Here is a 26,865-nt window from a genome sequence, read left to right as displayed (position 1 = left end):
GAGCGGATCCGGGCGTAGCGGAAGGCAGCGAGCGGTGAGTGCAGCGCTTGGTTCGCGGTGGCGGTGGAGCGCGGCGGAGGGTGACGGCGTGAGTGGTTCAGGGCGGATCAGAGGGCTGCGAGCCGTGGGTGCAGCGCTTGGCCCGCGGCGGCGGCTCGGAGCGGAGGTGATGGCGTGAGCGGGCTGCTGGTTGCCGGCACGACGTCCGACGCGGGCAAGAGCATGCTCACCGCGGGAATCTGCCGCTGGTTGCGCAGGCGGGGCGTGGACGTCGCTCCGTTCAAGGCACAGAACATGTCGAACAACTCGGCGATCGCGGTGGACGGCGGTGAGATCGGCCGGGCACAGGCGCTGCAAGCGTATGCGTGCGGGTTGGAGCCCAGCGTCAGGTTCAACCCGGTGCTGCTCAAGCCGGGCTCCGACCGGCAGAGCCAGGTCGTCGTCCTCGGGCAGGCGACGGGGTATATCGGCGCTCGCAACTACCACGAGATCAAGGACCGGCTGCGCGGCACGGTGCTGGAGACGCTGCGCGAGCTGCGGGCCAAGCACGAGGTGGTGATCTGCGAGGGCGCCGGGAGTCCGGCAGAGATCAACCTGAGGGCCGGCGACCTGGCCAACATGGGCCTCGCCAGGGCGGCGGACCTGCCCGTCATCGTGGTCGGCGACATCGACAGGGGAGGGGTGTTCGCCGCGCTGTACGGCACGCTCGCCCTCCTCGACGCCGAGGACCAGGCGCTGATCTCGGGCTTCGTGATCAACAAGTTCCGCGGGGACTCGGGGCTGCTCCAGCCGGGCGTCGACTCGCTCACGGAGCTGACCGGCCGGCCGACGCTCGGGGTGGTGCCCTGGTCCACGGAGCTGTGGCTCGACGGCGAGGACTCGCTGGCGTACGACGGGCGGGTCCTCGGCCGGCCCGCGGCGCCGCGTGGCGGACAGTGGCTGCGGGTCGCCGTGGTCCGCCTGCCGAGGGTGTCCAACGCCACCGATGCCGAGGCGTTCGCCGCGGAGCCGGGTGTGCAGGTGCGGCTCACGGTCGAGCCCGCCGACCTCGCCGACGTGGACCTGGTCGTGCTGCCGGGCACCAAGTCCACTGTGGACGACCTGCAGTGGCTGCGGGAGCGGGGTCTGGCGGATGCGGTGCTGGCCCACGCGGCGTCCGGCCGGCCGGTTCTCGGGATCTGCGGCGGGTTCCAGATGCTGTCCGAGCGGATCTTCGACGACGTGGAGAGCCGCCGCGGCGCAGCGCCGGGGCTGGGGCTGCTGCCGGTGGAGGTCACGTTCGCGGACCGCAAGACCCTCGGACGCGTGACCGGCACGGGGCTCGGGTCGCAGCCGGTGCGGGGGTACGAGATCCACCACGGCGTGGTGAGCCGGGCGGCGGAAGGCCTGACGCCGTTGATCCGCCTGGCCGACGGCACGGGTGAGGGCGCCGTGTCCGGCAACGTGTTCGGCACGCACTGGCACGGAGCGTTCGAGACCGACGAGTTCCGGCGGGCGTTCCTGACCGAGGCCGCGCGCCTGGCCGGCCGGCACGGGTTCCAGGTCGCGCCGGACACGTCGTTCGCGGCGCTGCGGGAGCGGACCGTCGACGTGCTGGGCGACCTGGTCGAGGAGCACCTCGACACGACGGCGCTGTGGCGGCTGATCGAGGGCGGCGCACCGAGCGGCCTGCCGACCGTCGTCCCAGGTTTGAGGGCGCCCGCCCCGAGCGCACCTCGCGCCGAGCCCGCATCGGCCCCATCGCCGGTGGCGGCCGGCGACGTCTCGGGGTCGCCAGGTGGTGCGGGCGGCGGAAGTGCCATGGTGGATCGGGGGGTGTCATGAGCGCCGCGGGCGGGGGCATCGGGACGTACAGCGCGCTGGCCAAGGAGGTCCTCGGCCGGGAGGCGCGCCTGGGCGACGTGCGGCTGGTGGCGGTCGACGGGCGGGCGGGGTCGGGGAAGACCACGTTCGCGGGACGGTTGGCGCGGGCGTTGCGGCACGCGGGTGTGGACGTCGCCGAGTTGCACACCGACGACTTCCTGGACGGGTGGGCGGAGCTGGAGGCGTGGCGGCCGAGGCTGGAGCAGTGGGTGTTCGCGCCGTTCAAGGCGGGTGAGGACGCGCGGTACCGGCGGTATGACTGGGCGCGGGAGCAACTGCGCGACGAGTGGGAGCCGTTGCGGCGCCCGGACGTGCTGGTCGTCGAGGGGGTCGGCAGCGCGGGGGTGCGGGACCTGACGTTCGCCGTGTGCGTCCACGCGCCGCGGGCGCTGCGGCTGGAGCGGGGGCTGATCCGCGACGGCGAGGCGTTACGGCCGCAGTGGGAGCGGTGGATGGCCGACGAGGACCGGTTCTTCGGTGAGGGTGCGGCGCCGCGGACGGTCGACGTGCACGTCGACGGGGCGCCGGGTGAGGAGCACGACCCGCAGAATGAGTACTTCATCCTCGCGGGCGGGTAGACGGGCGTTGCGCAGGTGCGGGACGATCCGGGAGGCGGCCGGACACGATCCGGATGCGACGGGGAGGCGGAGCTAATGACCACGAACGACGTGCAACGCCGGCGGGTGGTGCTGACCGGGATCAGTTCTCGGGCGTGGGAGCACCCGGCGGACAGGGGCGCCCTGGTGGCGCTGCGGGAGTTGCGCGGGTTCGACGACGCGCTGAAGTCGCTGCACGCCCTGTGGAACGAGCGGGCGTGGCGGCTGGAGTTCCTCGGCAACGCGATCCGCGTCGACCACCGGCAGTTCCCGCGGGTGCACCGGCTGATGGCGGAGGCCGCGGCGTCGCTCGACATCGCCGACCTGCCCGAGCTGTACGTGCACAGCGACCGCTCGATCAACGGCATGTGCATCGGCATGTCGAAGCCGTTCATCGTGATCAACCGGGGCTGTCTGGAGCTGCTCGACGACGAGGAGCTGCGCTGCCTGCTCGGGCACGAGCTGGGGCACCTGGTGAGCGGGCACGCGGTGTACCGCACGATGGTGCTGATCCTGACGGACTGGGCGGTGCGGCTCGCGTGGCTGCCGGTCGGGTCGATGGTGCTGCGGGCGATCGTGGCCGCGCTCATGGAGTGGTGGCGCAAGGCCGAGCTGTCCGCGGACCGGGCCGGGCTGCTCGCGTGCCAGGACCCGGCGGCGTCGCTGCGGCTGTCGATGAAGCTGGCCGGCGGCGGTGACCTGTCCGAGGTCGACACGACCGCGTTCCTGGAGCAGGCCGCTGAGTTCGAGCGGGCCGGTGACCTGCGGGACAGCCTCATCAAGATCCGGATGGTGACGGCGCGGTCGCACCCGATGCCGGTGGCGCGGGCCGCCGAGGTCCGGGCGTGGATCGACCGCGGGGAGTACCAGCGCATCATCGGCGGCGAGTATCCGCGTCGCGCCGACGACGGGGACGCTTCGGTCAGCGAGGAGATCAAGGCGGCGGCCGCGTCGTACCGGGAGGCGTTCTCACGGTCGCAGGATCCGCTGGTGTCGCTGCTGCGCAAGCTCGGCGACGGGGCCTCGGAGGTCGGCGACTGGGTCGGCGCCGGCGCGGGCAAGATGCGCGGCTGGATGCGCGGAAACGGGTCCAACGGCACAGACGACCAGTCGGCGAAGTAAGTTCCGGGTATGACAGTGCTCACCGAAGAAGAGCTCCGCGCCGCGATCCGGCGGGAGATGCCCGGGGTCCGCGCCGATCTGGAGCGGCTCGTGCGCATCCCAGGCATCGCGTTCACGGGGTTTGACCACAGCCACGTCGAGCGTTCCGCCGAAGCGGTGGCGGAGCTGCTGCGCGGCGCCGGGATTCCGGATGTGCGGCTGGTCCGCAAGGGTGGGCAGCCGGCGGTGCTGGGTCGCAGGCCCGCGCCGCCCGGAGCGCCGACGGTGCTGCTGTACGCGCACCACGACGTCCAACCGGTCGGCGACCGCTCACAGTGGCTGAGCGACCCGTTCGAGCCCGAGGAGCGCGACGGCCGCCTGTACGGGCGCGGCACCGCCGACGACAAGGCCGGCGTCATGGCGCACATCGCGGCGCTGCGCGCGTTCGGCGACGACCTGCCGGTCGGCGTGGTGCTGTTCATCGAGGGCGAGGAGGAGTTCGGCTCCGAGTCGCTGGAGGACCTGCTGCGCGAGCACCGCGACGAGATCGCCTCGGACGTGATCGTGATCGCGGACTCGGGCAACTGGGACGTCGGGCAGCCGGCGTTGACGACCGGGCTGCGGGGCATCGTCAACGGGTTCTTCGAGGTGCGGGTCCTCGAGCAGGCCGTGCACAGCGGCATGTTCGGCGGTGCCGTGCCCGACGCGCTGATCACCCTGTCCCGGTTGATCTCGACGCTGCACGACGACGCGGGTGACGTCGCGGTGGAAGGCCTGATCAGCACGCAGTCGGCGCCGCTGGACTACCCCGAGGACCGGTTCCGCGAAGAGGCCGGCATGATCGACGGGGTTCAGTTCATCGGCAGCGGGCGGCTGGTCGAGCGCCTGTGGACGCGACCGGCGATCTCGATCCTCGGCATCGACGCGCCGGCCACGGAAGGCGCGCCCAACGCGTTGATCCCGGTCGCGAAGGCCAAGTTCAGCGTGCGGATCGCGCCCGGTGACTCGGCGCAGCGGGTGTACGACACGATGGTCGCCCACCTGGAGCGGCACGTTCCCTGGGGCGCGAAGGTCACGGTGACGCTCGAGCAGCTCGGTGAGCCGTGCGTGATCGACGCGACCGGGCCGGTGTACGAGGCGGCCCGCCAGGCGTTCACCGAGGCGTGGGACGGCGTGAGCCCGGTCGACATGGGCGTGGGCGGGTCGATCCCGTTCATCGCGACGTTCCAGGAGATGTTCCCCAAGGCGGCGATCCTGGTCACGGGCGTCGAGGACCCGAGCACCAGGGCGCACGGGCCCAACGAGAGCCTGCACCTGGGCGAGTTCGAGCGGGTCTGCATCGCCGAGGCACTGCTGCTGGCGAAGGTGGCCAAGGTCGCCGACACCGCCTGACGCAAACCCGGATCGTTCCGGCCCGGCCACTGAGCCGGGCCGGCACGCTCGCCCGCCCGGCGAGGACGAACCACCAGGCCACGAAGGGGCAGGCCGCGCCGCGCTGGGACGGATCGGGCCGCGACAGGTCAGACCGCGACGCTGACGGAACGCCACGCCTGAACCACCGCGCACGAATGTCAGATGACAAGGCCGCGGTGCTGAGGGGTCAGCGGGCCGCGGCCGGAACGTGTCAGAAGGCGGGGACGGTCAGCTGCGCGGGGGCAGCTTCACGACGCTGACGAAGAACTCGTCGATCTGGCGGACGACGGCGATGAAGCTGTCGAAGTCGACCGGCTTCGTCACGTAGGCGTTCGCGTGCAGGGAGTAGCTGCGCAGGATGTCCTCATCGGCCTGGGAGGTGGTCAGGACGACGACGGGGATGCGGCGCAGGTCCGGGTCCTCCTTGATGGCCTGCAGGACCTGGCGGCCGTCGACGCGGGGCAGGTTGAGGTCCAGCAGGATGAGGTCGGGCCGGGGGGCGTCCGCGTGCGGGCCCTCACGGCGCAGGTAGGCCAGGGCCTCCTCGCCGTCCTGGACGACGTTGAGCTTGTTGCGGACCTTGTGCTCCTCGAACGCCTCCTGCGTCATCAGCACGTCGCCCGGGTCGTCCTCAACCAGGAGCACCTCGATCGGCAGGGACGACTCCCTGGGTGCGGTCATTGAACGGACTCCTCAAGCGAAGACGGTGACGCAGACGAAGACGAAAGCGCGGCGGCGGGATCAGATGCAGGTACAGGTACAGGTACAGGAAGCGTGAACCGGAACAGCGTACCTTCGGCCTGCGACGGGTCGATCCAGATCCTGCCGCCGTGGTATTCGACGATTTTCTTCGCGATCGCCAGGCCGATGCCGGTCCCGGGGTAGGCGTCCTTCGCGTGCAGGCGCTGGAAGATGACGAAGACCTTGTCGGCGAATTCGGGCTCGATGCCGATGCCGTTGTCCTCGACGCCGAACTCGTACTCCTCGCCGACCTGCTGGCAGTCGATGAGGATGTGCGGGGTGCGGTCGGGGTGGCGGAACTTCAGCGCGTTGCCGATGAGGTTGCTGAAGAGGGCTCCGAGCAGCGGTTCCTCCCCTCGTACGACGGGCAGGTCGACGAAGGTGATCTCCGCGCCGGTCGACTCGCGCAGCGACTCGAACTGCTCGGCCGAGTCGACGACGACCTTGTTGAGGTCGATGTCGGAGAAGCCGCTGGTGAGCCGGCCGATGCGGGAGAAGGCGAGCAGGTCGTTGATCAGCCGTTGCATGCGCTGGGCGCCGTCGACGGCGAAGGCGATGTACTGGTCCGCCCGTTCGTCCAGCTGCCTGGCGTACCGACGCTGCAAAAGCTGACAGAAGGAGGCAACCTTCCGGAGGGGCTCCTGCAGGTCGTGGGAGGCGACGTAGGCGAACTGCTCGAGGTCGCGGTTGGATCGGGTCAGCTCGGCGGCCTGCTGTTCGAGCATCCGGTTGGCCTCCTCGACCAGCCGGCGCGCCTCGACGACGTCCTGCAGCTCGGTGTTGATCCGCCGGCGCATCGTGTCGACGTCGGCGGCGAGCGCGGCCAGCTCCGGGGGGCCGCCGCCGGTGATCGGGTGGTCGTAGTTGCCGCCCGCGACGATGCGCACCTCGGCGGCGAGCTCGGTCACGGGCTGGGTCACCAGCCGCCGCAGGAGCAGCGCCAGCGCGACGCCCGCGAAGATGATCACGATTCCGGCGAAGACGAGCAGCACGATCAGCACGTTGCCGGAGGACCGGACCTCGGCGGCGACGGTGTCGCGCCGGGTGTTCAGTCCGCTGCGCAACGCGTCGATCTGGCTGGAGGCCGCGGTGTAGACGGCCCGCGAGGCGGCGGTCGGCGTCGCGCGTTCGGCGCTGGGGCCGTCCGTGCGGGTCTGCGCGATCAGCGGTTCAGTGATCTCGCGTCGGAACCGTGAGGTCGCCGCCGCGACGTCGTGGACGGTGCTGAGCAGGGCGGGCTCGTCGGAGAGGAGCCGCTCGGTGTCGGCGAGGATCTCCGTCTCGGACTGCTGCGCGGCCTTGTACGTGTCGAGGTCACTCTCCCTGCCGGTCAGCAGGAACGTGCGGGCGCTCGTCTGCTGGCGCAGCAGCTGCGAGTTCAGCTGCTCGGTGTTGACGAGCGCGGGCGTGAGCCGGTCCATCACCTTCGCCGTGTCCGCCCGGTTGGCGGCCGCGGTGACGGTGGCGCTGACGGCGATGAGCCCGAGCAGCCCCGCGACGACCGCGCAGAGCGCGATGATCCGGCGCCAGAGCGACCATCCGGTCGGGTTCAACGAGAACTCCTCGGGTCCAGCAGCAGCACGGCGATGTCGTCGGACAGCGGCCCGCCGTTGTGGCCCTCGGCCTGCGCCGCGAGCCAGGCCGGCAGGTCGCGGGGGAGCGCGCGGCCGGGGTCCTTCAGCACGTCGACGATCCCTTCGATGCCGAGGCGTTCGCCGCCGGACGCGTCCGGGCCGGCGCTTCCTTCGATGAGGCCGTCGGTGTACAGCAGGAGCTGCCAGCCGGGTTCGCCCAGGCGCACCTCGGTGGCAGGGCGGGGGACGCCGGGCATCACGCCCAGCACGAGCCCTGGCCGTACGGCACACGGCTCGACCCGGTCGCCGGCGATCAGGATCGGGGGCGGGTGGCCGGCGAGCCGGATCCGGGCGGTGCCCTCGGCGAGGTTGACGGTGGCGACCGCGACCGTGGCGAACAGCTCGTCGGTGCGCCGCTCGCTCACCAGCACCTGCTCCAGCGAGTCCAGGATGTGGTCCTCGGGCACGCCGGCGAGGACCAGCGCCCGCCAGGCGACGCGCAGCGCCACCCCGAGCGGCGCCTCGTCGACGCCGTGCCCGCAGACGTCGCCGATGAGCAGGTGCAGGTGGGTGCCGTCGACGCCGATCGCGTCGAAGAAGTCGCCGCCGAGCAGGCCCCGGTCGCGGCCGGGCCGGTAGATGGACCACAGGTCCGCCTGTACACCCGCCATGATCGGTTTTGGCAGCAGGCCGCGCTCGAGCCGGGCCGACTCCGCCTGCCGCAGCTCCGATTCGCGCAGCAGCCGGGCCTGCTCGTCGGCCCGCTTGCGTTCGACGGCGTAACGGACGGCCCGCGACAGGCCAGTACCGTCGACGGCGCCCTTGACGAGATAGTCCTGTGCGCCTTCGGCGACCGCCGCCGTGCCCAGGTGCTCGTCCTCCAGGCCGGTGAGCACGCACACCGCGACCCGGCCGGCGTCGTGCAGCACCTGCCGCAGCCCGTCCAGGCCGCTCGCGTCGGGCAGCCCGAGGTCGAGCAGCACGCAGTGCACCTCGCGCAGCAGCGGCCGGGCCTCCCGCATCGTCTGCGCGACCCTGACGTCGAACGGCGCGTCGGCCTCCGCGAGCAGCTCCTGGACCAGGAACGCGTCGCCGGGATCGTCCTCGACGAGCAGCACCCGGATGCGCTCGCCCGTGTGCAGGCCGAGGCGCCGGTTGCGCAGGTCGGCCGTCGTGCCGACGTCAGGCATGCGCACACCCTCCCGGCGGGTGCGGTAGTTGTCGCGCGGCACACATGTGGACGATCCTTCCCTACCTGTCGACTTCGTGCATGTGCGGGTGCAGTGTCTCAGCCGGAGTGGCCGCCGTCACCACACGTCCGTTGCGTCCTACCGGTGGATAGGCTTCCCGCGTGCACGGGCTCGAGAACATCGTCGGACTGATCGCCGTCGTCGTCGCCACCTCCGTGGTGGCCCGGCGGATCGGTGTGCTGTCACCCATCCTGCTGGTGCTGGTCGGGATCGGTATCTCCTTCATTCCCGGCGTGCTGGAGATCGAGCTGGACCCGGAGATGGTGCTGCTCGGGATCCTGCCGCCCATCTTGTACGTCGCGGCGCTGGAGACCTCGGTTCCCGCGTTCCGCTTCAATCTCCGGCCGATCCTGCTGCTCGCCGTCGGACTGGTCCTGTTCACCGCCGCGGCCGTCGGCTTCACGCTCCACGCGCTCCTGCCGCAGGTGCCCCTGGCCATGTGTTTCGCGCTCGGTGCGGTCGTCGCGCCGCCCGACGCGGTCGCGGCCACCGCCGTCGCCCGCCGCATCGGCCTGCCGCGGCGGATCGTCACCGTGCTGGAGGGCGAGAGCCTCATCAACGACGCGACCGCCCTCGTCACGCTGCGGGTGGCGGTCGCCGCCGCGGTCGGCGAGGCCGTCGACACCTGGTCGATCACCCAGACGGCGTCGCTCGCCGTGCTCGGGGGTGTCGCCATCGGCATCGTCGGCGGCATCGTCATCGGGTACGTGCACAAGAAGATCGACAACCCGCTCATCGACAACGCGATCTCGCTGCTCACGCCGTGGGTGGTGTTCCTGCCGGCGGAGAGCATCCACGCGTCCGGCGTCGTCGCGGTCGTCGTCGCCGGCCTCTCCCTCGGCCACCGGATGCCGACGCTCATGTCCGCCGGCTCCCGGCTGCAGATGGATGCTTTCTGGCGGATGGTGAAGTTCCTCCTCGAAGGGGCGGTCTTCCTCCTCGTCGGCCTGCAGCTGCGCGCGCTCATCGAGCAGGTCGAGCGGTCCTTCTGGTTCACGGTCGGCTGCCTCGCCGCCGTCGTCGGGGTCGTGATCGTCGCCCGGATCGTGTGGCTGTTCCCCACCGTGTACCTCGCCCGGCTGATCCCACGGGTCCGCCGCCGCGACCCGTCGCCCACGTTCGCGGCGCCCGCCGTCATCTCCTGGGCCGGCATGCGGGGCGCGGTGACCCTCGCCGCGGCGCTCTCCCTGCCGTCACCGCAGCAGGCCGGAGCCTATCCGCGCGGACTCTTCGTGATCCTGGCCTTCGGGGTGATCGTGGCGACGCTGGTGCTGCAGGGCGCGACCCTGCCGACCGTGGCCCGCTGGCTGAAGGTCCCCGGCGACGACGAGAAGGAGGACGCGCTCGCCGAGGCGTCGGTGCAGCACGAGGCGAGCCGGGCCGGCAAGGCCCGCCTGGAGGAGGTCGCCGACGACGCGCCCGACGGGGTCGTCGAGCGGCTGCGGCAGGTCGCGCTCAGCCGCTCCAACCTCGCCTGGGAGCGCCTCGGCCGATCCGACCGGGAAACGCCGTCGGCCGCGTACGCTCGCCTGCGGCGCGAGATGCTGAACGCCGAACGCGAGGTCTTCCGGCGCGCCCGCGACACCGGCAAGATCCCCGAGGAGACGCTGCGCCAGGCGCAGCGCGACATGGACCTGGAAGAGTCACTGCTGGAGCGAGGAGATCTGTGACCTGCCCGCACATCGAAGCCGCGGAGAAGCTGGACATCCCAGAGGTCGAGGGATGTCCGGAATGTATCGAGATGGGCTTCACCGACTGGGTCCACCTGCGCCAGTGCCTCACCTGCGGGCACGTCGCGTGCTGCGACTCCTCCCCGCGCCGGCACGCCACGCAGCACTTCCTCACCACCCATCACCCCGTCATGCGCTCGATCGAGCCCGGCGAGTACTGGCGCTGGTGTTACCTGGACGAGACCATCGGCTAGCTTTTCCCGCCCTTCCTACCTGCGGGTATGCGTTTCTCAGCGGTTTCTAAGGAGACGCCGGACACAATCATCACCAGTTGGGCATGGAATGGAGTGCATTCGTGTTGCCATGGTCAACGGGGAATGGTCGACTGACGACGGGGTAGGGGGCGGACCATGGTGAGCGGGGCATGGTAGACGCGGTCATGGACCTGGTGGCAGCTCCCGGTGTCCTGTACGCAACGATTCTCGTCCTACTCACCGTCGACGCGTTCGTCCCGGTCGTCCCGGCCCAGGCCCTGATGATCGGCGGCGGCATCCTGTCCACCACCGGCCACGTCCAGCTGCTGCTGCTCGTCGCCGCGGGTGCCGTCGGCGCGGTCTCCGGCGACCTCCTGGCGTTCCTGCTCGGCCGCCGCCTGGCCCGCCGCGACGCCGGCACCCCGGACCGCATGACCCGGCGCAAGCCCAGGGCGATCACCCTGCGCCTCAACGAAGCCATGCGCAAGCACATCTTCCTGGCCGTCCTCCTGTGCCGCTTCGTCCCCGCCGGCCGCATGATCACCGCCATCTACGCCGGCCGCAACGGCGTGTCGACCCGCCGTTTCGCCTCGTACGACGTCCTGGCCGCCACCCTCTGGGCCACCTACGGCGCGCTCCTCGGCCACTTCGGCGGCGAGGCGATCGCCGACTCGTCCTGGCTCCCGCTGGTCCTGGTGGCCGCCGCCGCCCTGCTCTTCCTCGCCGGCGCCCCGCTGCTCAGCTTCATCGGCCGCCTCCGCCGCCGCTCCACGCCTGCCCCGGCGCTCGCGCTCGCTTCGTCCGGTTTCGCGGTAGCGGGGGCTCCTGCTGCCATCCCGGCCGGCGCAGCGGATCCGGCCCCGCAGCCGCCGGCCACGGGTGTCGTCAGGCCTCGCCGCTCCTTCCTGGGTGCGGGCCTGGCCGCGAAGGTGGGCTTCGTCGCGCGCGCCGTCCGCGCCGCCGGCGGCATGCCTGTCGTCGCCGCCGCCCCGCAGCCCGTACGCCGCCGCTGCCGCCGCTCGGCCGTCGAGACCCTCGCCGCGGCGGAGCCCTTGGCCGCCATCGAGGTCCTGGTCGCCGCCGAGGCCGTCGCCGCCGCCGAGTCGGTCGTGGTCCAGGTCAACGGTTACAGAACGCCAGCTGACCCCCCTCTGGGCAGGTTTGGCTCGGCTGCAGTGATGCGCGCGACACCCTGCTCGTGAACCAACGACGGCGAGCACGCCGCCGCCGGCCGGTGAGATGTGCACTGGTCCCGGAACCAACGTCGGCAGGTGCGGCGCCAGCGGTTGGTCGGATGTGGGTGGGTTGTGAACGCCACCGACGGCGAGTGCGGCGCCGCCGGCCGGTGCGATGTGCACTGGTTTGAACACCAACAACGGCGGGTGCGGCGCCGGCGGTTGGTCTGATGTGGGGTGGGTTGTGAAGCAAGGACATTCCGGCCACCCGGACGACCACCACACGACCCATGCGAGAGCCGCGACCGGCCCCTGACTGCTCGGGGCGGCGTGTGCGAGTTCGCCGGCATTGCGGGTCGATCGTGGCCATGGCCGGTGTGATCGAAGTCGTGTGGTGGCCGTCCGGGCGGCCAGGCTCGTCCTTCGATCATGGTGGTGGCTTGAGGGGTTCAGGTTCGCCGACCCATGGGGGTAACAGGTCAGGCCAGAACGGTGGGTGGGTTCTTCCTGCCCGACTAAGGGCCGGACGCTAGGTGGCGCGGTTGCGGTGATGTTTCCCGGCCCGCCGTCCTCGCATGGTCCAGCGCCGTCGAGGGCGTCATTCGATACGCCCACACGTCGCTGGCTTCACAACCCACCCAAATCACACCGACCGCCGGCGCCGCGCTCACCGCCCTGGGCTTTCATGACCAGCGCAACGCACCCTGACCGCGGACCTAGCCTCCGCCGCCGCGGTCTTCTCTGTGGGGCGGTCATGGCGGTGGTTGGCGTGATCGAAGTCGCGGGGTGGCTGTCCGGGCGGCCAGGGGTGTCCTTCGATCACGGTGGCGGCGGCTCTCATGGGTGCGGTCCGTGTTGTGGGGGCTTGCAGGGAAAAGGCAGGGGCGCGGTGCCAGTGGATGGCGCCGCGCCCCTGCCTGATGGTCCTGCCTGAATTACATGCCGATCTGCTGGCCGTTGTCGTTCCAGGTGTTGTTGCTCCACTGGGGGAGCTGGGACGCCTGGAAGGCCTGGGTGCCGTAGTAGCCGCCCTTGGGCCAGAAGCCGCCGCCGGACTGGCGCATGAACTTGTTGTTCGTGATCTTGCCGTTGGTGATCTTGTAGTTGGCGTCGTACCAGTAGAACGAGTAGCCGCCGCCGTTCATGAGGTTGCTGTCGACCACGACGTCGTTGATGGAGCCGATGTCGGCCTTCAGCAGGATGCACGACGTCTGGGTGTGCTGGTTCTCCAGGCGGTTGTGCAGGATGCGGATGTAGATGGCGTTCGTCGACTGGATGACGTCGTTGTGCTGGGCGGAGCCGGTGCCGCCCGGGTCGTGCAGCCAGGAGTCCTGGACCGTGCCGCGGCCGTCGATGCGCAGGATGTCGCCGGAGCCGTGGGCGTTGACCCGCAGAAGGGTGTAGCCGGTGCGGCCGATGAGGGCGATACCACCGGTCGACGCGTCCTTGAGCTGGCCGTCGATCTCGGTGTCCTCGATGCGCAGGTTGGCGTTGTCGTCGGTGGAGGTCACGGCCTGGACGTTGACCACGCGGATCCGGCTGTTGCGGATCGTCACGTTCTTGGCCTTGATCTCGATGTGGCCGTTGATGTCCTTGCCGTCGATGACCGTGCCGGCGACCGTGATCGTCATCGGTCCGGTGTACGGCGTCAGCGTCACCTTCTTGCGCGTGTCACCGGGCAGGCCCTGCGGGTAGCCGGTGTTGTGCGCGGCCGGGTATCCGGCGACCGTGTAGGTCGCCGGCACGCCACCGCCGCCACCGGGCGCGGGCGGCTTGGCGCTGGCCGAGGTGCCGGTGCTCTTCGACGGCGACGCCACCGGGGACACGGACGTCGACGGCGCGGTGCCCGTGCCGGCCGAGCCGGAGGGCTGCGCGCCGCCCGCGCTCGCCGAGGGGCGGGGCGCCGAGCCGGTCGCCGGCAGGTCCTTGCAGGCGGACAGCGCGCCGGTGGCGAAGAGTGCCGCGGCGACGAAGCCCACGCTCGTGCGGCGTAACGGGCGGCGGTTGGTGGAAGCGTTGTCGGGCGTGCTCATGTGCTGGGAATCCTCCCGGATCAGTCGACATCCGTCAGTCGACGCGGCACCTTGGCCTGTCGGAGCTTTTCGGCGTGAATGCTCGGTTGGTAATTCCGCTCCTTACCTTCGACTGCATATGTCAGGCGAGAAACCGGGCGCGATTCATTCTCGGCAATGCCGTCAAGATCGGCGTTCGGTACATCGCTCGCAACCTTGCGTAACCGTATTCCGGGTCGAAGCATGCCACGGTTCGCCAGGGGAGTGAAACCCTACGGAGTGCCGTTGTGGCAACCTTTAGGATTCTTAAGTCATGCCTAAGAAATAGCACGACCGGAAAGCGGCACGATAGCCCCGGATCGGGCATATCGGCGGGCGCCGAGAGTGGTCCAGATCACTCAATCGAGCGCGCGGCCGGCGCAGCGGCTTTCAAGGTCGCCACGTTGCGCTGAACCATACAGCTAGATAGCCGTCTGGCCTAGTCATGGCGGGTGTGATCTAGCCGATCACCCCGCGCGGCAGCGCCCGGGCGGCCGCCCGAGCGCTGACAGAACCGAAATGTCCGAAAAAACGGAGAAACGGAGAAGCTAGGAGCGGAACGGGTCGTGGTCGGTCAGCAGCTTGTCCAGGCGCGCCTGATCGACCCGCTGGACGACGCCCGCGGATTCCTGGTGGTCACGGACGCACTTGGCGAGGGTGAACGCCGACGTGACGGTGTAGAGCAACCCGATGGCGAGAAACGCGCGCATCCACTGGTTGACCGGCAGGTAGGCGATGCCGATACCGAGGCCGACCACCGCGACCCCGAACGAGACCGCGGACTGCAGGAAGAATGCCGTGGTGGTCTTCGTGGGCACTGGTGTTGTCATGCGGACGAGTCTCGTCCGCCACGTGGCGGAAGGCCTGAGTAGACCTACTCAACCAGGGCAGGTACCGGAAGCTCGATCTTGTGAGCCCGCTGCCACGCCGAGACCACCTCGTCGGTGACGTGCACCCGGAAGTAGTCGTTGGCGCTCAGCCGCGCGGTCACCGGCTCCTCACCCTCGGCCAGCAGGCTGGCGGGCACGAGACGGAACTCGTTCTGCACGGCGGCGCTGAGCCGGCGGTGGCCGTCGATGACGTAGTAGTCCGGCCCGGAGTGCCCGATCGTCAGCGGCTCCAGCGCCTCCGGCCCCGCGTCCCCGATCGAGGCGACGAAGGCGCCGTCCACCGAGTCCAGCGAGTCCAGCGAACGGGTCGGGTAGATCCGCATCGGGTCCAGCAGCAGCAGCGGCGGCCCCTCGCGGAGGATGTCGCCGCCGAGGCGGCCCTCGAAGGCGTCCACGATCATCGCGACGATGTCGTCCGGCCGCGCCCGCGTGCTGTCGCAGACCAGGTCGTAGTTGCGCAGGCGCAGCTTGTCGGCGCCATACCGGGTCAGGAACCGCACCCGCTCGCTCTCGCTGCGGCCGTGCAGGCGCTCCTTGGCCTCCTCCAGCGTCGCGTAACGCTCCACCTCGCTGTGCGGGCGGGCGAGGACGCGGCGGGCCGCCTCGTTGGGCTCGGTGATGAGGTGCACCTTGAACGCGTCGTGGAAGAAGAACCACGCGAGCCGGCTGTCGACGATAAGCTGCTCGCCGGACTTGGCGATGTTGCTCTGCAGCTCGTCCACCGCGCTGTCGATCGCGTCGTCGAGCTCGGCGTGGAGGTTGAGCTGGAGCGCGGTCATGCCACGTTCCTCGGCCATCTGCCGGTACATGTCGCCGACGCTGATGCGCCGCAGTCCGAGTCGGCTGGCGAGCTCCACCGAAACGGTGCTCTTGCCACTGCCGAGGTCGCCGTTGATGACGACGGACCGGTGATTGCTCATGCGCAACTCTCTAGGTAGACCCGCGGGGCAGTCCAGGTCAGGAGCCTAACACGCCCACGTTGCGCGCTTTTCAAGGCGTCAAGAGCCGAATTCCGAATTGCATTCTGATAGTCAATGGAATCGGCCGTATCGTTCGAGCGCCCGGAGCAGCTCCGGTTCCGGGGGTTCGCCGGTGTACGACGAAAGCTCCGCCTCCAGATATGGCAGCAGCCGCGGATCGCCCGTCGCGGCGGCGAGCTCGCACAACGCCTCGAAGATGATGAGCAGGTCGGCGACGGGATCCGGGTCCGCCAGAAACGACAGCAGCTGCGGCATGGCCCGCTCGTCCCCGCGGACGGCCAGGCCGTGCACCGCCTCGGCGCGGGTGTCGGTGTCGTCGTCGTCGAGCCGGGCGGCCAGCGCCTCGCGCAGCGCGGGGAAGTCGGCGTCGCTCTGCCGGGCGAGGCCGAACGTGGCCCAGTCGCGCACGCCGGGCTCGACGTCGGCGGACAGCTCGATCAGCGCGTCGAGGGCGGCCCGGGTCTCGCGGCCCAGCAGCCCGAACACGACGCCGCCGCGCACGTCCGCGTCCGGGTGGGCGCGCAGCCGCACCAGCGGCGCGACGCTGTCCTCGCCGGCCATGTGCCCGAGCGCCACGGCGAGGCTGTACAGGACCGCCGGGTCGTCCTCACGCGCGATCATCGCCACCAGCAGCGCCGTGGCCTCGTCCCGGAACGGCCCGTCGGCGGCACTGCGGCCAGGAGAGGCCCGGTGGCCGGAAACGCCCCCGCCGTCAGGAGCGGCCCCAGGGTCGGAAGCGGCCCCGGGGTCGGGACCGGGCGTGCCGAGCACGGTGCCGAGCTGGCCGAGGACCTCGGCGGCGAGCTCGCGGCGGGACGGCTCGGCGGCCCGCCCGAGCCGGGCGGCGATCCCGAGGGCCTCCCGGCCGCCGTGGACGTGCAGGTGCGTGACGAGCTCCCACCGGCGGTCCTCGTCGGCCCGCAGCGCCTCCTCGAAGGCCCGCGCCACGTCCGGATGCATGACCGCCATCGTGGCCGCCGGGTCACGGGCGGGCAACGCGGTTTACGGCACGGGGTCCTTGGTGCCGTGCGGGGTCGACGGGTTGCAGCGCCGGATGCGGGCCGCGGTCAGCCGGGAGCCCTCGACGAGCCCGTACCGCCGGACGGCCTGCAACCCGTAGTCGCTGCAGGTCGGGAAGTGCCGGCAGTGGGTCGGCAGGCGCGGCGACAGCCAGCGCTGATAGCCGCGGATCGCGGCGACGCCCGCGCGGCCGGGGCCGGTCGTGGTGCGGCGCGGTGCCCGCCGGGGCGCGGCGATCGCCATCAGGCCGAGCAGCGAGCCGAGCATGAACGGGTTGCAGTCGCAGGCGTCGCAGTCGCACCCGTCGCCGCTGTCGCGGTTGCGGCGGCGCTGCTGCTGCTGATTGTGCCGCTGCTGCTGTTGGTTGTGTTGCTGCTGTTGGCGGCGGCGGCGGTCGCGGCGGTGCCGCCAGATCGCCACGGCGTCACCGATTCCGATTCGCGCCATGGGCGGCATTGTGTGGCCGATCGTCCGTGTGATCAAGGACCGGTCGTGTTTCTTACTGAATGAACACCAAAACGCACCCGGATGGCCGACTTCGTTCGGGCGGCCGGGAATGTCCGGACAGTCCCGGACACCCGAACGAAGTCGAACAACCGAGTGCGTAGGTGATCTGAACAGCTCTGGTGGGTCGCCGGCCCCAGGGGCTGAATCCAGGGGCCGGCGTGGTCAACCACACCGTCAGGAGCTTCGGTCGCGCGGAGCTCAGCTGCCCGCGATGGCCGGGCCACCGTCGGTGTGCAGCTCGGTCGCCGAGGCGAACGCGCTGTCCAGGCGGGCCTGGAGGGCGTCGAGCTCGTGGAACTCGCTCGAGGAAGCCGACTCGGAGCCCTCGGCGGCGAAGACGTGGTCGGTCTCGGCGGCGGAGTGGTCGTAGGAGGTGAAGTCCGACTCCTCGTACTGCGCGCCGCTCGGGTCGGTGTAGGAGACGTGGTGGCCCTGGTCGAAGCTGGTGTTCTCGGCCGACGCGTGGTCCTGCTCGTAGACGTTGAACTGCGAGTCGTAGTTGTTCTCGCTGGCGTCGACCTGGTGCAGCTGGTCCAGCGCCTCGTGGTTCTCGCCGGTCTCGACGTGACCGTAGTCGGTGCCGCCGTCGTACTCGCTCATTTGGTGCTCCTTCTGGTGTGGGAAGTTCTTCGGTGTGGCCTTGCGATGCATATGACGTTACGGCCGGCCGCACTCCCTCGAATCCCAGAAACGTGCCACCGTCAGGCGGCGCCGAGCGCCGTGCCGAGCGCCGCGGCGGTGGCCGCGTCGGCGGGGAAGAACGACTCGATGGCGAGCTCCGCGACGGTGACGTCCAGCGGCGAGCCGAACACCGCGGTGATGCTGAAGAACCGCAGCTCGACGCCGTCCTGGCGGATCCGCAGCGGCACCACGACGTCGTGCGGGGCGGGCGCGGGGCCGTCGCCGCCCGGGTACGCCGACAGCTCCGCGAGCAGGTCGGACAGCGCCGGGTCGCCGGTGGTGCGGGCCTGGCGGTCCAGCCGGCCCAGCAGGTGCGCCCGCCACTCGCCGAGGTTGACGATCCGCGGCGCGAGCCCGTCCGGGTGCAGCGACAGGCGCAGCACGTTGACCGGCGGCTCCAGCAGCGCCGGCGCCACCCCCGCGACCAGCCGATGGACAGGCGCGTTGGCGTCGAGCATCGTCCACAGCCGGTCCACCACCACGGCCGGGAACGGCTCGTGCCCGGTCAGCACCTGCCGCAGCGACGCCCGCACCGCCCGCAGCTGCGGCGCGTCGAGCCCGCCCTCCGGGTACGCGGGCGCATAGCCGCCGGCGAGCAGCAGCGCGTTGCGGTCCCGCAGCGGGACCTCCAGGTGCTCGGTGAGGCGCAGGATCATCGCGCTGGTCGGCTTGGAACGGCCCGTCTCGACGAAGCTCAGGTGCCGGGTCGAGATCTCCGCCTGGATCGACAGCTCGAGCTGGCTCAGCCTGCGCCGCTCCCGCCATTCCCGGAGCAACACCCCCACAGGTTGCGTCATGCGGCGATGGTACGAACCCAGACGGAAGCGTGGCCATTACCTCGCGGGGAATCGACCGGGCGCGCGGGCGTCGGCAGGCTGGACGGCATGAGCGACTACGAGAGCATCGTCAAGCGGTACATCGAGGTGTGGAACGAGACGGACCCGCAGGCCCGCCGGGTGGCGATCGACGCGCTGTTCACCGAGGACGTGACGTTCGCCGACCCGATGGCGGCGGCCCGCGGCCAGTCGGAGATCGACTGGATGATCGGCGGCGTGCAGGCCCAGTTCCCGGGCTTCGTCATCACCCCGCTCGGCGCCGTCGACGGCCACCACGACCAGGCGCGGTTCGGCTGGGAGATGGGCCTGCCGGGGCAGGAGGCGCCGGTCGCGGGCTTCGACGTGGTCACGGTCGCCGCGGACGGCCGGATCAACCAGGTCCTAGGCTTCCTGGACCGGGTGCCGGCCCAGGGCTGACCGCGCCGGGGCGGCGGCCCGCAGGCAGCGCAGCCCCGAATACACCATCCACACCGGCGTCGTGGTGGTGATGACCGCCGCGGCGAGTGCCGTCGGGGACAGGCTGGCGGACAGGCTGGCGGACGTCATGGCGTGCCAGGTGGGGCTCAGCGCCGACAGGGCCGCCCCGCCGAGGACGAAGAACGCGCAGACGCCGATCGCCGCCATCCCCGTCGCGCGGGCGAAGCCGCCGCCGACGCTGACGAAGCGGCTGCCGGCCCCGCAGGCGACGGCGGCGAGCAGGCCGAGGAGCACGACGGAGTAGCCGGCGTAGTCGACGGTGCGGGCGAGGACCATGTATCCCCAGCTCGGCTGCCACGACCAGCCGGTAGCCGCGGACCGCCACGCCACCTCGGAGATCACCTGCTGGGCGGCGACGGCGCCAGCGACGAGGAGGGCGGTCCGGCGGGCCTGCAGCAGCGCCAGCTCGCGCTGGTAGTCCGCGGCGAGCTCGCGGACCGTGCCGAACTCGTCGACGGCCAGCCGCGCCGCGGCCGGGGCCGGCAGGCCGGCCGACTCGTGGTGCGCGGCGGCGTCGTGCAGGCTGTCGCGCACCTCGGTCAGCAGCTCCCGCTTCGCCGCGCGCGGGCCGCGCAGCGCGGCGCCGAGCGAGGTCACGTACGCGTCGATAACCACCCGCCAAGTATCGCGGAGCCCGGGACGGTGCGATTGGGGGTTGTCCCTGAGGTTTTCCCCGATGTGGGGACCGCCGTGAGCAGCGAAGCTACATGTAGCAAAGCTACCTATGAAGGCGAACGGTGAAGGGGACGACGGTGCGCAAGTGGCTTCTCGGTGGGCTGGGCCTGCTGCTCCTGCTCTGCGGGGGTGGCGTCGCGGCCGTCGTCTGGCTCGTGTCCGGCACGGCCGTGGACACCGTGGGCAAGGTCGCGTTCGACCGGCCGCTCAAGATCCCGCCGCTCGCGCCGTCGACCGTCGGCGCGGACGGCACGCGGGTCTTCGACCTCACCGCGCAGCCCGGCGGCAGCGACCTCGGCCACGGCGCGAACACCCGCACCTGGGGGTACAACGGCGGCTACCTCGGCCCGACCCTGCGGGCCGCGCGCGGCGAGCGGGTCGCGGTCAACGTGCACAACCGGCTCAACGAGCCGACGACCGTGCACTGGCACGGGATGCACCTGCCGGCGAAGGTCGACGGCGGGCCGCACCACCCGATCCCGCCCGGCAGCGACTACCAGGCCGCGTGGACGGTCGACCAGCCGGCGGCGACGCTCTGGTACCACCCGCACCCCAGCGACCGCACCGAGCGGCAGGTCTACCGCGGCCTCGCCGGCCTGTTCATCCTGGACGACGACCAGCAGCCGGCCGGGCTGCCGCACGAGTACGGCGTCGACGACGTCCCGGTCGTGGTGCAGGACAAGAGGTTCGACGGTGACCAGCTGAGCATGAGCGACCGGTTCGGCAGCGACGTGGGCATCCTCGGCGACGAGATCCTCGTCAACGGCACTCTGGGCCCGTTCCTGGACGTGCGGACCGCGCTGGTGCGGCTGCGGCTGCTCAACGCGTCGACGGCGCGGGTGTACGACTTCACGATGTCCGACGGCCGCCCGCTCACGATGATCGGCACGGACGGCGGGCTGCTCGCCGCGCCGTACCCGACCGATCACGTGCGGCTGTCGGTGGGGGAGCGGGCCGAGGTCGTCGTCGCGATGCGGCCCGGGGAGCGGGTCGAGCTGCGCAGCCGGGCGACCGGCCTCGGCAGGTTCCACGGCGGCAGCGACTCGTTCGACGTGCTGCAACTGCGGGCGGCGGGCGACCTGAAGGCCGCGACGCTGCCGGAGAAGCTCGCCGACATCCAGCGGCTGGACCCGAAGCAGGCGGCGCAGCGGCGGACCTTCACGTTCCAGGGCCGCGACATCAACGGCGACGGGATGGACATGGACCGGGTGGACGCCGTCGTCGTCAAGGACACCACCGAGGTCTGGAACGTCGCCAACGGGCACGACACCCCGCACAGCTTCCACATCCACGACGTGCAGTTCCAGGTGCTGTCGGTCAACGGCGCCGCGCCCCCGCCGGAGCTCGGTGGCTGGAAGGACACCCTGTTCCTGGAGCCCGGCCGGCGCTACTCGGTGATCGCCGCGTTCGCCGACTACGCCGACCCGACGACGGCGTACATGTTCCACTGCCACGTCCTGCGGCACGAGGACGAGGGAATGATGGGCCAGTTCGTGGTGGTCGAGCGCGAGGGCGACAAGCCGAGGCTGGGCCACAACTAGAACAAGCGAAGCTGGGCAACAACGAGGACAAGCGAGGTGCCGGGCCCCCCGTGGCGGCGCGGGGCCCGGCACGTCTCGCAGGCGCGTCCGTCGTCCCCGTGTGCGCCGCCGCCGGGTCCGCGGCGGCGGTCCGGCGTCGGCGGCAACCCAACGAGAGCCGCTCTGTGACGGGCATGACACATGGATCACCGCTCCCATGTCAAGAGCAACGTGGACGGGTGGTGTCGCGGATCACCGTGGCGGGCCGAGGTGGCGCCGCAGCGCGACCGGAAGCTCCCGCTCTGTGCCGGTCCAGGCGGTGTGGCCATCGGGCCGGACGAGGACAAAACGGTCGTTCAACGCGTACGTCAGACGGTCGTCGTAGCCGACCGGCGCCGAGGGTGCGAGCAGGACGTGCCGTCCGGCCCGCAGCAGCTCGTACAGGCGCGAATCCGGAGGAAGCGGCACGTCGGGCTGCCGGGGCGCGTCGGGGTAGTCGATCCCGATGCCGGACACCGTGCCGGCGGCCTTGCGCATGATCGTCGGCACGTGCAGCAGCGCCCCGCCGAGCAGGTTGCGGCCGGCCCGCGCGGCGCGGGAGTGCAGCATCGCGAGGCGGATCAGCCCGCCGCTGCTGCGCAGCACCAGCGCGCCGACCGGGTGCCGCTCGCTCTGGTACGTGTCGAGGAGCCCGTCGGGGGCCCAGCCCTGCGCGACCGCGGCCAGCTTCCAGCTCAGGTTCGCCGCGTCCTGCAGCCCGGTGTTCATGCCCAGCCCGCCCGCCGGGGAGTGCACGTGGGCGGCGTCGCCGGCGAGGAAGACGTTGCCCTGCCGGTACTGCGGCACCTGCCGCTCGTCGCTGTGGAAGCGCGACAGCCAGCGCGCCTCCCGCATGCCGAAGTCGGTGCCGAGCGCCCGGCGGGTCACGTCGCGGACCTCGTCGAGGTCCAGCGGCGCGCTGTCGGGCCGCTGTGCGAGCCGGTCCCAGCAGAAGACGCGGAACCACCCGTCGCCGAACGGCGCGACGAACGCGAACGCGTCGCCGACGGCGTTGACCGCGAGCACGTCCCGCGGCGCGTCGGTGAGCCGCACGTCGGCGAGCATGATCGAGCGCAGCACCGCCTTGCCGGGGAACGGCATGCCGATCGCCTCGCGCACGGCGCTGTGCACGCCGTCGGCGCCCACGACGTAGTCGGCGGGGTGGGCCCCGTCCTCGGTCAGGACCGCGTCCCCACGCAGCCCGGTGACCGTCGCGCCGCGCACGATGCGGGCGCCCAGGTCCAGCGCCCGCCGCTCCAGCAGCCGCTCCACGTGGTACTGCGGGGTGATCAGCAGGAACGGGAAGCGGGTCGGCAGCATGCCGAGGTCGACCCGCACGCGGTTGAACAGCCGCAGCCTCGACACCGGCGTCCCGGTCGCGACGAGCTCGTCGGCGAGCCCGCGGGCGTCGAGGTGCTCCAGGGTCCGCGCGTGCACGCCGAACGCCCGGGTCAGGTTGGACTCGCTGGTGCGCCGCTCCAGGACGGTCACGTCGGTGCCCGCGGCGGCGAGGTCTCCCGCGAGCAGCAGCCCGGTCGGCCCGGCGCCGACGACGACGGTCTTCATGGCGTCCTCCTCATCGATGTCAACAAGCGTTGGCCAACAAATGTTGACTCCGATTGCCGACGCATGTCAACGGCCGCCTTCGCCGCCACCGCCACGCTCACCGTCGACGCCGGGCACACCACCACGGCCGTCGGGCCCTACCAGTTCGGCCACATCATCGAGGACATCAACCACTCGATGGAGGGCGGACTGCTCGCCAACGTGGTCCGCAACGGCACCATGAAGGAGGGCACCGCCAACCCGCCCTCGTCGTGGTCCCTGGTCACCGCCGGTGGCGGCACCGGCAGCATCGCCGCCGACACCGCCGGGCCGCTCAACGCGGCCAACCAGCGCGCCCTGCGCCTCACCGTCACCGGCAACGCCCCCGGGCAGCGCGTCGGCGCCGCCAACGGCGGCTTCTACGGCATCGGCGTCCGGCCCTCGACCACCTACCAGGTCGCCTTCTGGGCGCGGGCCACCGCCGGCTTCACCGGTCCGCTCACGGTCACCATCGAGAGCACCGGCGGTGCTGTCCACGCTACGTCGAGTGTCTCCGGCCTCGGCACCGGCTGGCAGAAGTTCACCACCACGCTCACCACCGGCCCGGGCGCGCCGGTGTCGACCGCCAACCGGTTCGTCATCGCCGCGAACGGCGCCGGCGCCGGCCAGTCGGTCTGGCTCAACGTCGTGCAGGCGATCGGCCCGACGTTCCAGGCGACCGGCAGCCTGCGCCGCGACCTGGAGCAACTGATGGAGGACACCAGGCCCGGCTTCTTGCGCGTGCCCGGCGGCAACTACCTCGAAGGCGCCGTCATCGCCAACCGCTTCGCCTGGAAGAACACCATCGGCCCGGTCGAATAGCGGCCCGGCCACCAGAACGACGCCTGGGGGTACTGGTCCACCGACCAGTTCGGCCTGCTCAACTACCTGCAGATGGCCGAGCAGGCCGGCGCCGAGCCGATGCTCGGGGTCTTCGCCGGCTACACGCTCAACGGCAGCGTCACCCCGCAGGGCGAGATGCAGCAGTACGTGCAGGAGGCGCTCGACGAGATCGAGTACGTCACCGGCGGCACGAACACCACGTGGGGCGCCCGGCGCGCCGCGGACGGGCACCCGGCGCCGTTCCCGCTGCGCTACGTCGAGATCGGCAACGAGGACTGGTTCGACCGGACCGACAGCTACAACGCCTACCGCTACCCGATGCTGTACGACGCGATCAAGGCCCGCCACCCGCAGCTGCAGATCATCGCCACCAGGGCGGTCACCAGCCGGCCGATGGACGTCATCGACGACCACTACTACAACAACGACCCGGACGCGTTCGCCGCGCTCGCCACCCGCTACGACGGCGCCGACCGCAACGGCCCGAAGGTCCTCGTCGGCGAGTACGGCGTCACCAACGGCAGCCCGACCAACCCCACGGGCACGCTGTCCGGCGCGCTCGCCGAGGCCGCCTTCATGACCGGTCTCGTCCGCAACGCGGACCTGGTCATGGGCGCCGCCTACGCCCCGGCGCTCACCTCGGTCGACGACTGGCAGTGGTCGTCGAACCTGATCGGCTTCAACGCCGTCAGCTCCTACGGCTCGCCGTCCTACTACGTGCAGAAGATGTTCGGCACCACCGTCGGCGACCACGTCGTGCCAACCACCCTGAGCGGCGGCAGCGGCCTCACCCAGGTCGCCACCCGGACCACCGGCGGCGCCGTCGCCGTCACCGTCGTCAACCGGTCCGGCGCAGGCGTGGACACCCAGGTGAACGTGACCGGCGCGGCGAGCGTCGGCGGCACCGCGACCGTCACCACGCTCACCGGCGACCCGAACGGCCGCAACTCCATCACCAGCCCGACGGCCATCGTGCCGGTCACCACGACGCGCGGCGCCGGGCCCAGCTTCACGCACACCTTCCCGGCCAACTCCGTCACCGTCATCCAGCTGTCGACCACCGGCGGCGCCACCCCGGTCCTGCCGGTGGGGCAGGGCGTCTCGCTGCGGTCGTACAACTTCCCGACCCGGTTCCTGCGGCACTACAACTCGGAGGTCTGGATCGCGGCCAACGGCGGCACCGCGGCCTACGACAGCGCGACGAACTGGGCCGCCGACACGACCTGGCGGATCGGCACCCCCTGGTTCCGCAGCGACGTGAGCGTCGCCGGCGGCTTCCACTCGCTGCGGGCCACCACGCCCGGCTTCACCGACCGGTACGTGCGGCACCAGTCCAGCCTCGGCATCCTGAGCCAGATCAGCGCCTCGTCGCCGGTGCTGGACCGGCAGGACGCCACGTTCGACGTGGTGCCGGGCCTGGCGGACAACAGCTGCTACTCCTTCGAGTCGCGCAACTTCCCCGGTACCTGCGCCACAACGACTACCGGGTCAAGCTCGCGGCGAGCGACGGCTCCGCGGGCTTCAACGCCGACGCGACCTTCTGCGCCAGGGCCGGGGTGCGGTTCCAGTCGTACAACTTCCCGGACATGTACCTGCGGCACTACAACAGCGAGCTGTGGATCGCGTCCAACGGCGGCGCCCGGCCGTCGGACAACCCGGCCAACTACGTGGCCGACACCACGTGGGTGGTGACGGCGCCGCTGGGTTGACCTCAACCGCTGTTGAAGTTGCACCGTGACGAGGTGCAGAAACGCAACGCGCTCACGGTCGGCATGGTCACGCTGGTCACGTTCGTCGCCTTCGAGGCGGTGGCCGTGACGGCGGCCATGCCGACCGTCGCCCAGGCCCTCGACGGCCTCGCCCTCTACGGATTCGCGTTCGGCGGGCCGTTCGCGACCGGGATCGTCGCCACCGTCGCCGCCGGCACCTGGTGCGACCGGCGCGGCCCGGCCCGCCCGATCCTCGCCGGCGTCGTGCTGTTCTGCCTCGGGTTGCTCGGCGCCGGCCTCGCCACCGGCATCTGGACGCTCATCGCCGGCCGCCTCGTGCAGGGGTTCGGCGGCGGGCTCATCACCGTGGCGCTCTACGTGGTCGTCGGGCGGGCGTACCCCGCGTCGGCGCACCCGCGCGTCTTCTCCGCGCTGTCCGCCGCGTGGGTCCTGCCCGCCGTGGTCGGCCCGGCCATCGCCGGGCTCATCGTCGAGCACCTCGGCTGGCGCTGGGTCTTCCTGCTGATCGCGATCGCGACCCTGCCCGTCGCCGCGGTGATCGGCCCGCACCTGCGTCAGATCGGCGGCACCCCCGCCACGCCGGGTGCCCGGGCGGGCGTCCGCCTCCCGTGGGCGGCCGGCGTCGCGGCGGGCGTGCTGCTGATGCACTGGGGCGGCCAGCACGGCGGGCTCGCCCTCGTGGCCGGCGGGCTGCTGCTGGTCGCCGTCTGCGGGCCGCGGCTGGTGCCGGCCGGCACGTTCGGCGCCCGCCGCGGCCTGCCGAGCGTCATCCTCGTCCGCGGGCTCGCCGGCGCCGCGTTCATGCAGGCCGACGTGTTCATCCCGCTGCTGCTCACCCGCGAGCGCGGCCTCACCCCGTCGCTGGCCGGGCTCACCCTCACCGCCGGGGCGCTGCTGTGGTCCGCCGGCTCGTGGATCCAGGCCCGCCAGGGCCAGCGCTTCAGCCCCGCCGCGCGGCTGCGGACCGGCCTGTCGGCGATCGCGCTCGGCGTGCTGTCGGCGGTCGCGCTGGTCGCGCCGGCCGTCCCCGTCGCGGCGGTCGTGGCCGGCTGGTGCGTCGCCGGGTTCGGCATGGGGCTGGCGTCGCCGACGGCGTCCACGCTGGTCCTGCAGCTGTCCCGGACCGACGAGCAGGGCGTCAACAGCTCCGCGCTGTCGGTCGCCGACTCGCTGCTGACGACGGTGGTGCTCGCGGTCGGCGGGGCGGTGTTCGCCGCGCTCGTCACCGCCGGGCCGGTCGCCTACGTCGCCGCGTTCCTGATCGCGCTGCTGCCGGCGGTCGCCGGCGCGCTGCTCGCCGGCCGGGTGGCCCCGGGGGCGACCGCCACCGCCGCCGGCCCGGACCCGCGCGAACTGTCGTTGTCGCGGGCCGACTAGGCGCATTGCGCCGCCGCG

General features: G+C 71.6%; 23 protein-coding genes and 1 pseudogene. 12 read left to right on the top strand and 12 right to left on the bottom strand.

What is annotated here, in order from left to right; genetic code table 11:
• Window positions 1-174 precede the first annotated feature (174 nt).
• From AB0J72_RS05095 to AB0J72_RS05080, 4 genes are all read left to right on the top strand, one after another.
• A complete protein-coding gene (locus AB0J72_RS05095; protein WP_363394540.1) occupies window positions 175-1,824 on the top strand; it encodes a cobyric acid synthase in 1,650 nt (549 codons plus the stop codon).
• The gene (locus AB0J72_RS05090) at window positions 1,821-2,441 is read left to right on the top strand and encodes a hypothetical protein (protein ID WP_363394538.1); all 621 of its coding nucleotides are present in this window, start codon (window positions 1,821-1,823) and stop codon (window positions 2,439-2,441) included. Before AB0J72_RS05095 ends, AB0J72_RS05090 begins: the two co-directional genes overlap by 4 nt.
• A 75-nt stretch (window positions 2,442-2,516) precedes the next feature.
• On the top strand, window positions 2,517-3,581 hold the full coding sequence (locus AB0J72_RS05085) for a M48 family metallopeptidase (RefSeq protein WP_363394536.1): 1,065 nt from the start codon (window positions 2,517-2,519) through the stop codon (window positions 3,579-3,581).
• A gap of 9 nt (window positions 3,582-3,590) precedes the next feature.
• Window positions 3,591-4,952 carry a dipeptidase gene (locus tag AB0J72_RS05080; protein ID WP_363394534.1) on the top strand — a complete coding sequence of 454 codons (1,362 nt, stop codon included), beginning with the start codon at window positions 3,591-3,593 and terminating at the stop codon, window positions 4,950-4,952.
• A 249-nt stretch (window positions 4,953-5,201) separates the two neighbouring features.
• Here the strand turns inward: AB0J72_RS05080 and AB0J72_RS05075 are convergent, their stop codons facing one another.
• The 3 genes from AB0J72_RS05075 to AB0J72_RS05065 are packed head-to-tail and all read right to left on the bottom strand — an operon-like array spanning window position 5,202 to window position 8,478.
• Window positions 5,202-5,654 (bottom strand): response regulator, encoded by a 453-nt coding sequence (locus AB0J72_RS05075; protein WP_363394532.1) that lies wholly within the window; start codon window positions 5,652-5,654, stop codon window positions 5,202-5,204.
• Window positions 5,651-7,267, bottom strand: a complete 1,617-nt coding sequence (locus tag AB0J72_RS05070; protein ID WP_363394530.1) for an ATP-binding protein — start codon at window positions 7,265-7,267, stop codon at window positions 5,651-5,653. Before AB0J72_RS05070 ends, AB0J72_RS05075 begins: the two co-directional genes overlap by 4 nt.
• Entirely contained in the window at window positions 7,264-8,478 is a 1,215-nt protein-coding gene (locus AB0J72_RS05065; RefSeq protein WP_344513762.1) for a fused response regulator/phosphatase, read from the bottom strand. Before AB0J72_RS05065 ends, AB0J72_RS05070 begins: the two co-directional genes overlap by 4 nt.
• Before the next feature lie 161 nt (window positions 8,479-8,639).
• Here AB0J72_RS05065 and AB0J72_RS05060 point away from each other — a divergent pair, with 161 nt between their 5' ends.
• The 3 genes from AB0J72_RS05060 to AB0J72_RS05050 all read left to right on the top strand — a co-directional run bounded on the left by AB0J72_RS05060 (window position 8,640) and on the right by AB0J72_RS05050 (window position 11,664).
• Window positions 8,640-10,208, top strand: a complete 1,569-nt coding sequence (locus AB0J72_RS05060; RefSeq protein ID WP_363394528.1) for a Na+/H+ antiporter — start codon at window positions 8,640-8,642, stop codon at window positions 10,206-10,208.
• A 71-nt stretch (window positions 10,209-10,279) separates the two neighbouring features.
• Window positions 10,280-10,462, top strand: coding sequence for a UBP-type zinc finger domain-containing protein (locus AB0J72_RS05055; protein WP_344513766.1), 183 nt, complete (start codon window positions 10,280-10,282; stop codon window positions 10,460-10,462).
• Window positions 10,463-10,632: 170 nt separating this feature from the next.
• A complete protein-coding gene (locus AB0J72_RS05050) occupies window positions 10,633-11,664 on the top strand; it encodes a DedA family protein (protein ID WP_363394526.1) in 1,032 nt (343 codons plus the stop codon).
• Window positions 11,665-12,572: 908 nt separating this feature from the next.
• Here the strand turns inward: AB0J72_RS05050 and AB0J72_RS05045 are convergent.
• From AB0J72_RS05045 to AB0J72_RS05015, 7 genes are all read right to left on the bottom strand, one after another.
• Window positions 12,573-13,670: a hypothetical protein gene (locus AB0J72_RS05045; protein ID WP_363394524.1), complete on the bottom strand. Its 1,098-nt coding sequence runs from the start codon at window positions 13,668-13,670 to the stop codon at window positions 12,573-12,575.
• A 566-nt stretch (window positions 13,671-14,236) separates the two neighbouring features.
• Window positions 14,237-14,518: a YiaA/YiaB family inner membrane protein gene (locus AB0J72_RS05040; protein ID WP_344510446.1), complete on the bottom strand. Its 282-nt coding sequence runs from the start codon at window positions 14,516-14,518 to the stop codon at window positions 14,237-14,239.
• A gap of 44 nt (window positions 14,519-14,562) precedes the next feature.
• Window positions 14,563-15,498, bottom strand: a complete 936-nt coding sequence (locus AB0J72_RS05035) for an AAA family ATPase (protein ID WP_363394522.1) — start codon at window positions 15,496-15,498, stop codon at window positions 14,563-14,565.
• A gap of 111 nt (window positions 15,499-15,609) precedes the next feature.
• Window positions 15,610-16,518, bottom strand: a complete 909-nt coding sequence (locus AB0J72_RS05030; RefSeq protein WP_363394520.1) for a HEAT repeat domain-containing protein — start codon at window positions 16,516-16,518, stop codon at window positions 15,610-15,612.
• A gap of 42 nt (window positions 16,519-16,560) precedes the next feature.
• A complete protein-coding gene (gene yidD, locus AB0J72_RS05025; RefSeq protein ID WP_363394518.1) occupies window positions 16,561-17,025 on the bottom strand; it encodes a membrane protein insertion efficiency factor YidD in 465 nt (154 codons plus the stop codon).
• Between the two features lie 258 nt (window positions 17,026-17,283).
• A complete protein-coding gene (locus AB0J72_RS05020) occupies window positions 17,284-17,685 on the bottom strand; it encodes a hypothetical protein (protein WP_363394516.1) in 402 nt (133 codons plus the stop codon).
• A gap of 101 nt (window positions 17,686-17,786) precedes the next feature.
• Entirely contained in the window at window positions 17,787-18,563 is a 777-nt protein-coding gene (locus AB0J72_RS05015; RefSeq protein WP_354900170.1) for a helix-turn-helix transcriptional regulator, read from the bottom strand.
• A gap of 87 nt (window positions 18,564-18,650) precedes the next feature.
• Between AB0J72_RS05015 and AB0J72_RS05010 the strand changes: the two genes are divergently transcribed.
• On the top strand, window positions 18,651-19,019 hold the full coding sequence (locus AB0J72_RS05010) for a nuclear transport factor 2 family protein (RefSeq protein WP_363394514.1): 369 nt from the start codon (window positions 18,651-18,653) through the stop codon (window positions 19,017-19,019).
• Here the strand turns inward: AB0J72_RS05010 and AB0J72_RS05005 are convergent.
• Complete coding sequence (locus tag AB0J72_RS05005) at window positions 18,984-19,694, bottom strand: permease prefix domain 1-containing protein (protein ID WP_363394512.1); 711 nt, start codon at window positions 19,692-19,694, stop codon at window positions 18,984-18,986. The two genes, AB0J72_RS05010 and AB0J72_RS05005, sit on opposite strands and share 36 nt — an antisense overlap.
• Window positions 19,695-19,831: 137 nt before the next feature.
• Between AB0J72_RS05005 and AB0J72_RS05000 the strand changes: the two genes are divergently transcribed.
• Entirely contained in the window at window positions 19,832-21,295 is a 1,464-nt protein-coding gene (locus tag AB0J72_RS05000; protein WP_363394510.1) for a multicopper oxidase domain-containing protein, read from the top strand.
• A 231-nt stretch (window positions 21,296-21,526) separates the two neighbouring features.
• Here AB0J72_RS05000 and AB0J72_RS04995 read toward each other — a convergent pair whose 3' ends face one another.
• Window positions 21,527-22,879: an FAD-dependent monooxygenase gene (locus AB0J72_RS04995; RefSeq protein WP_363394508.1), complete on the bottom strand. Its 1,353-nt coding sequence runs from the start codon at window positions 22,877-22,879 to the stop codon at window positions 21,527-21,529.
• Between the two features lie 63 nt (window positions 22,880-22,942).
• Between AB0J72_RS04995 and AB0J72_RS04990 the strand changes: the two genes are divergently transcribed.
• From AB0J72_RS04990 to AB0J72_RS04980, 3 genes and pseudogenes are all read left to right on the top strand, one after another.
• Entirely contained in the window at window positions 22,943-23,719 is a 777-nt protein-coding gene (locus AB0J72_RS04990; RefSeq protein WP_363394506.1) for a carbohydrate binding domain-containing protein, read from the top strand.
• 72 nt (window positions 23,720-23,791) lie between these two features.
• Window positions 23,792-25,449 (top strand): annotated as a pseudogene (locus tag AB0J72_RS04985) (AbfB domain-containing protein).
• A 33-nt stretch (window positions 25,450-25,482) separates the two neighbouring features.
• Entirely contained in the window at window positions 25,483-26,847 is a 1,365-nt protein-coding gene (locus AB0J72_RS04980; protein WP_363394504.1) for an MFS transporter, read from the top strand.
• Window positions 26,848-26,865: the final 18 nt, after the last annotated feature.

The sequence above is a fragment of the Dactylosporangium sp. NPDC049742 genome, from assembly GCF_040674675.1.
GTDB classification, from domain to species: Bacteria; Actinomycetota; Actinomycetes; order Mycobacteriales; family Micromonosporaceae; genus Dactylosporangium; species Dactylosporangium maewongense.
Note: the sequence above shows the minus strand (reverse complement) of the source record. Positions and strands in the feature narration are given on the sequence as shown.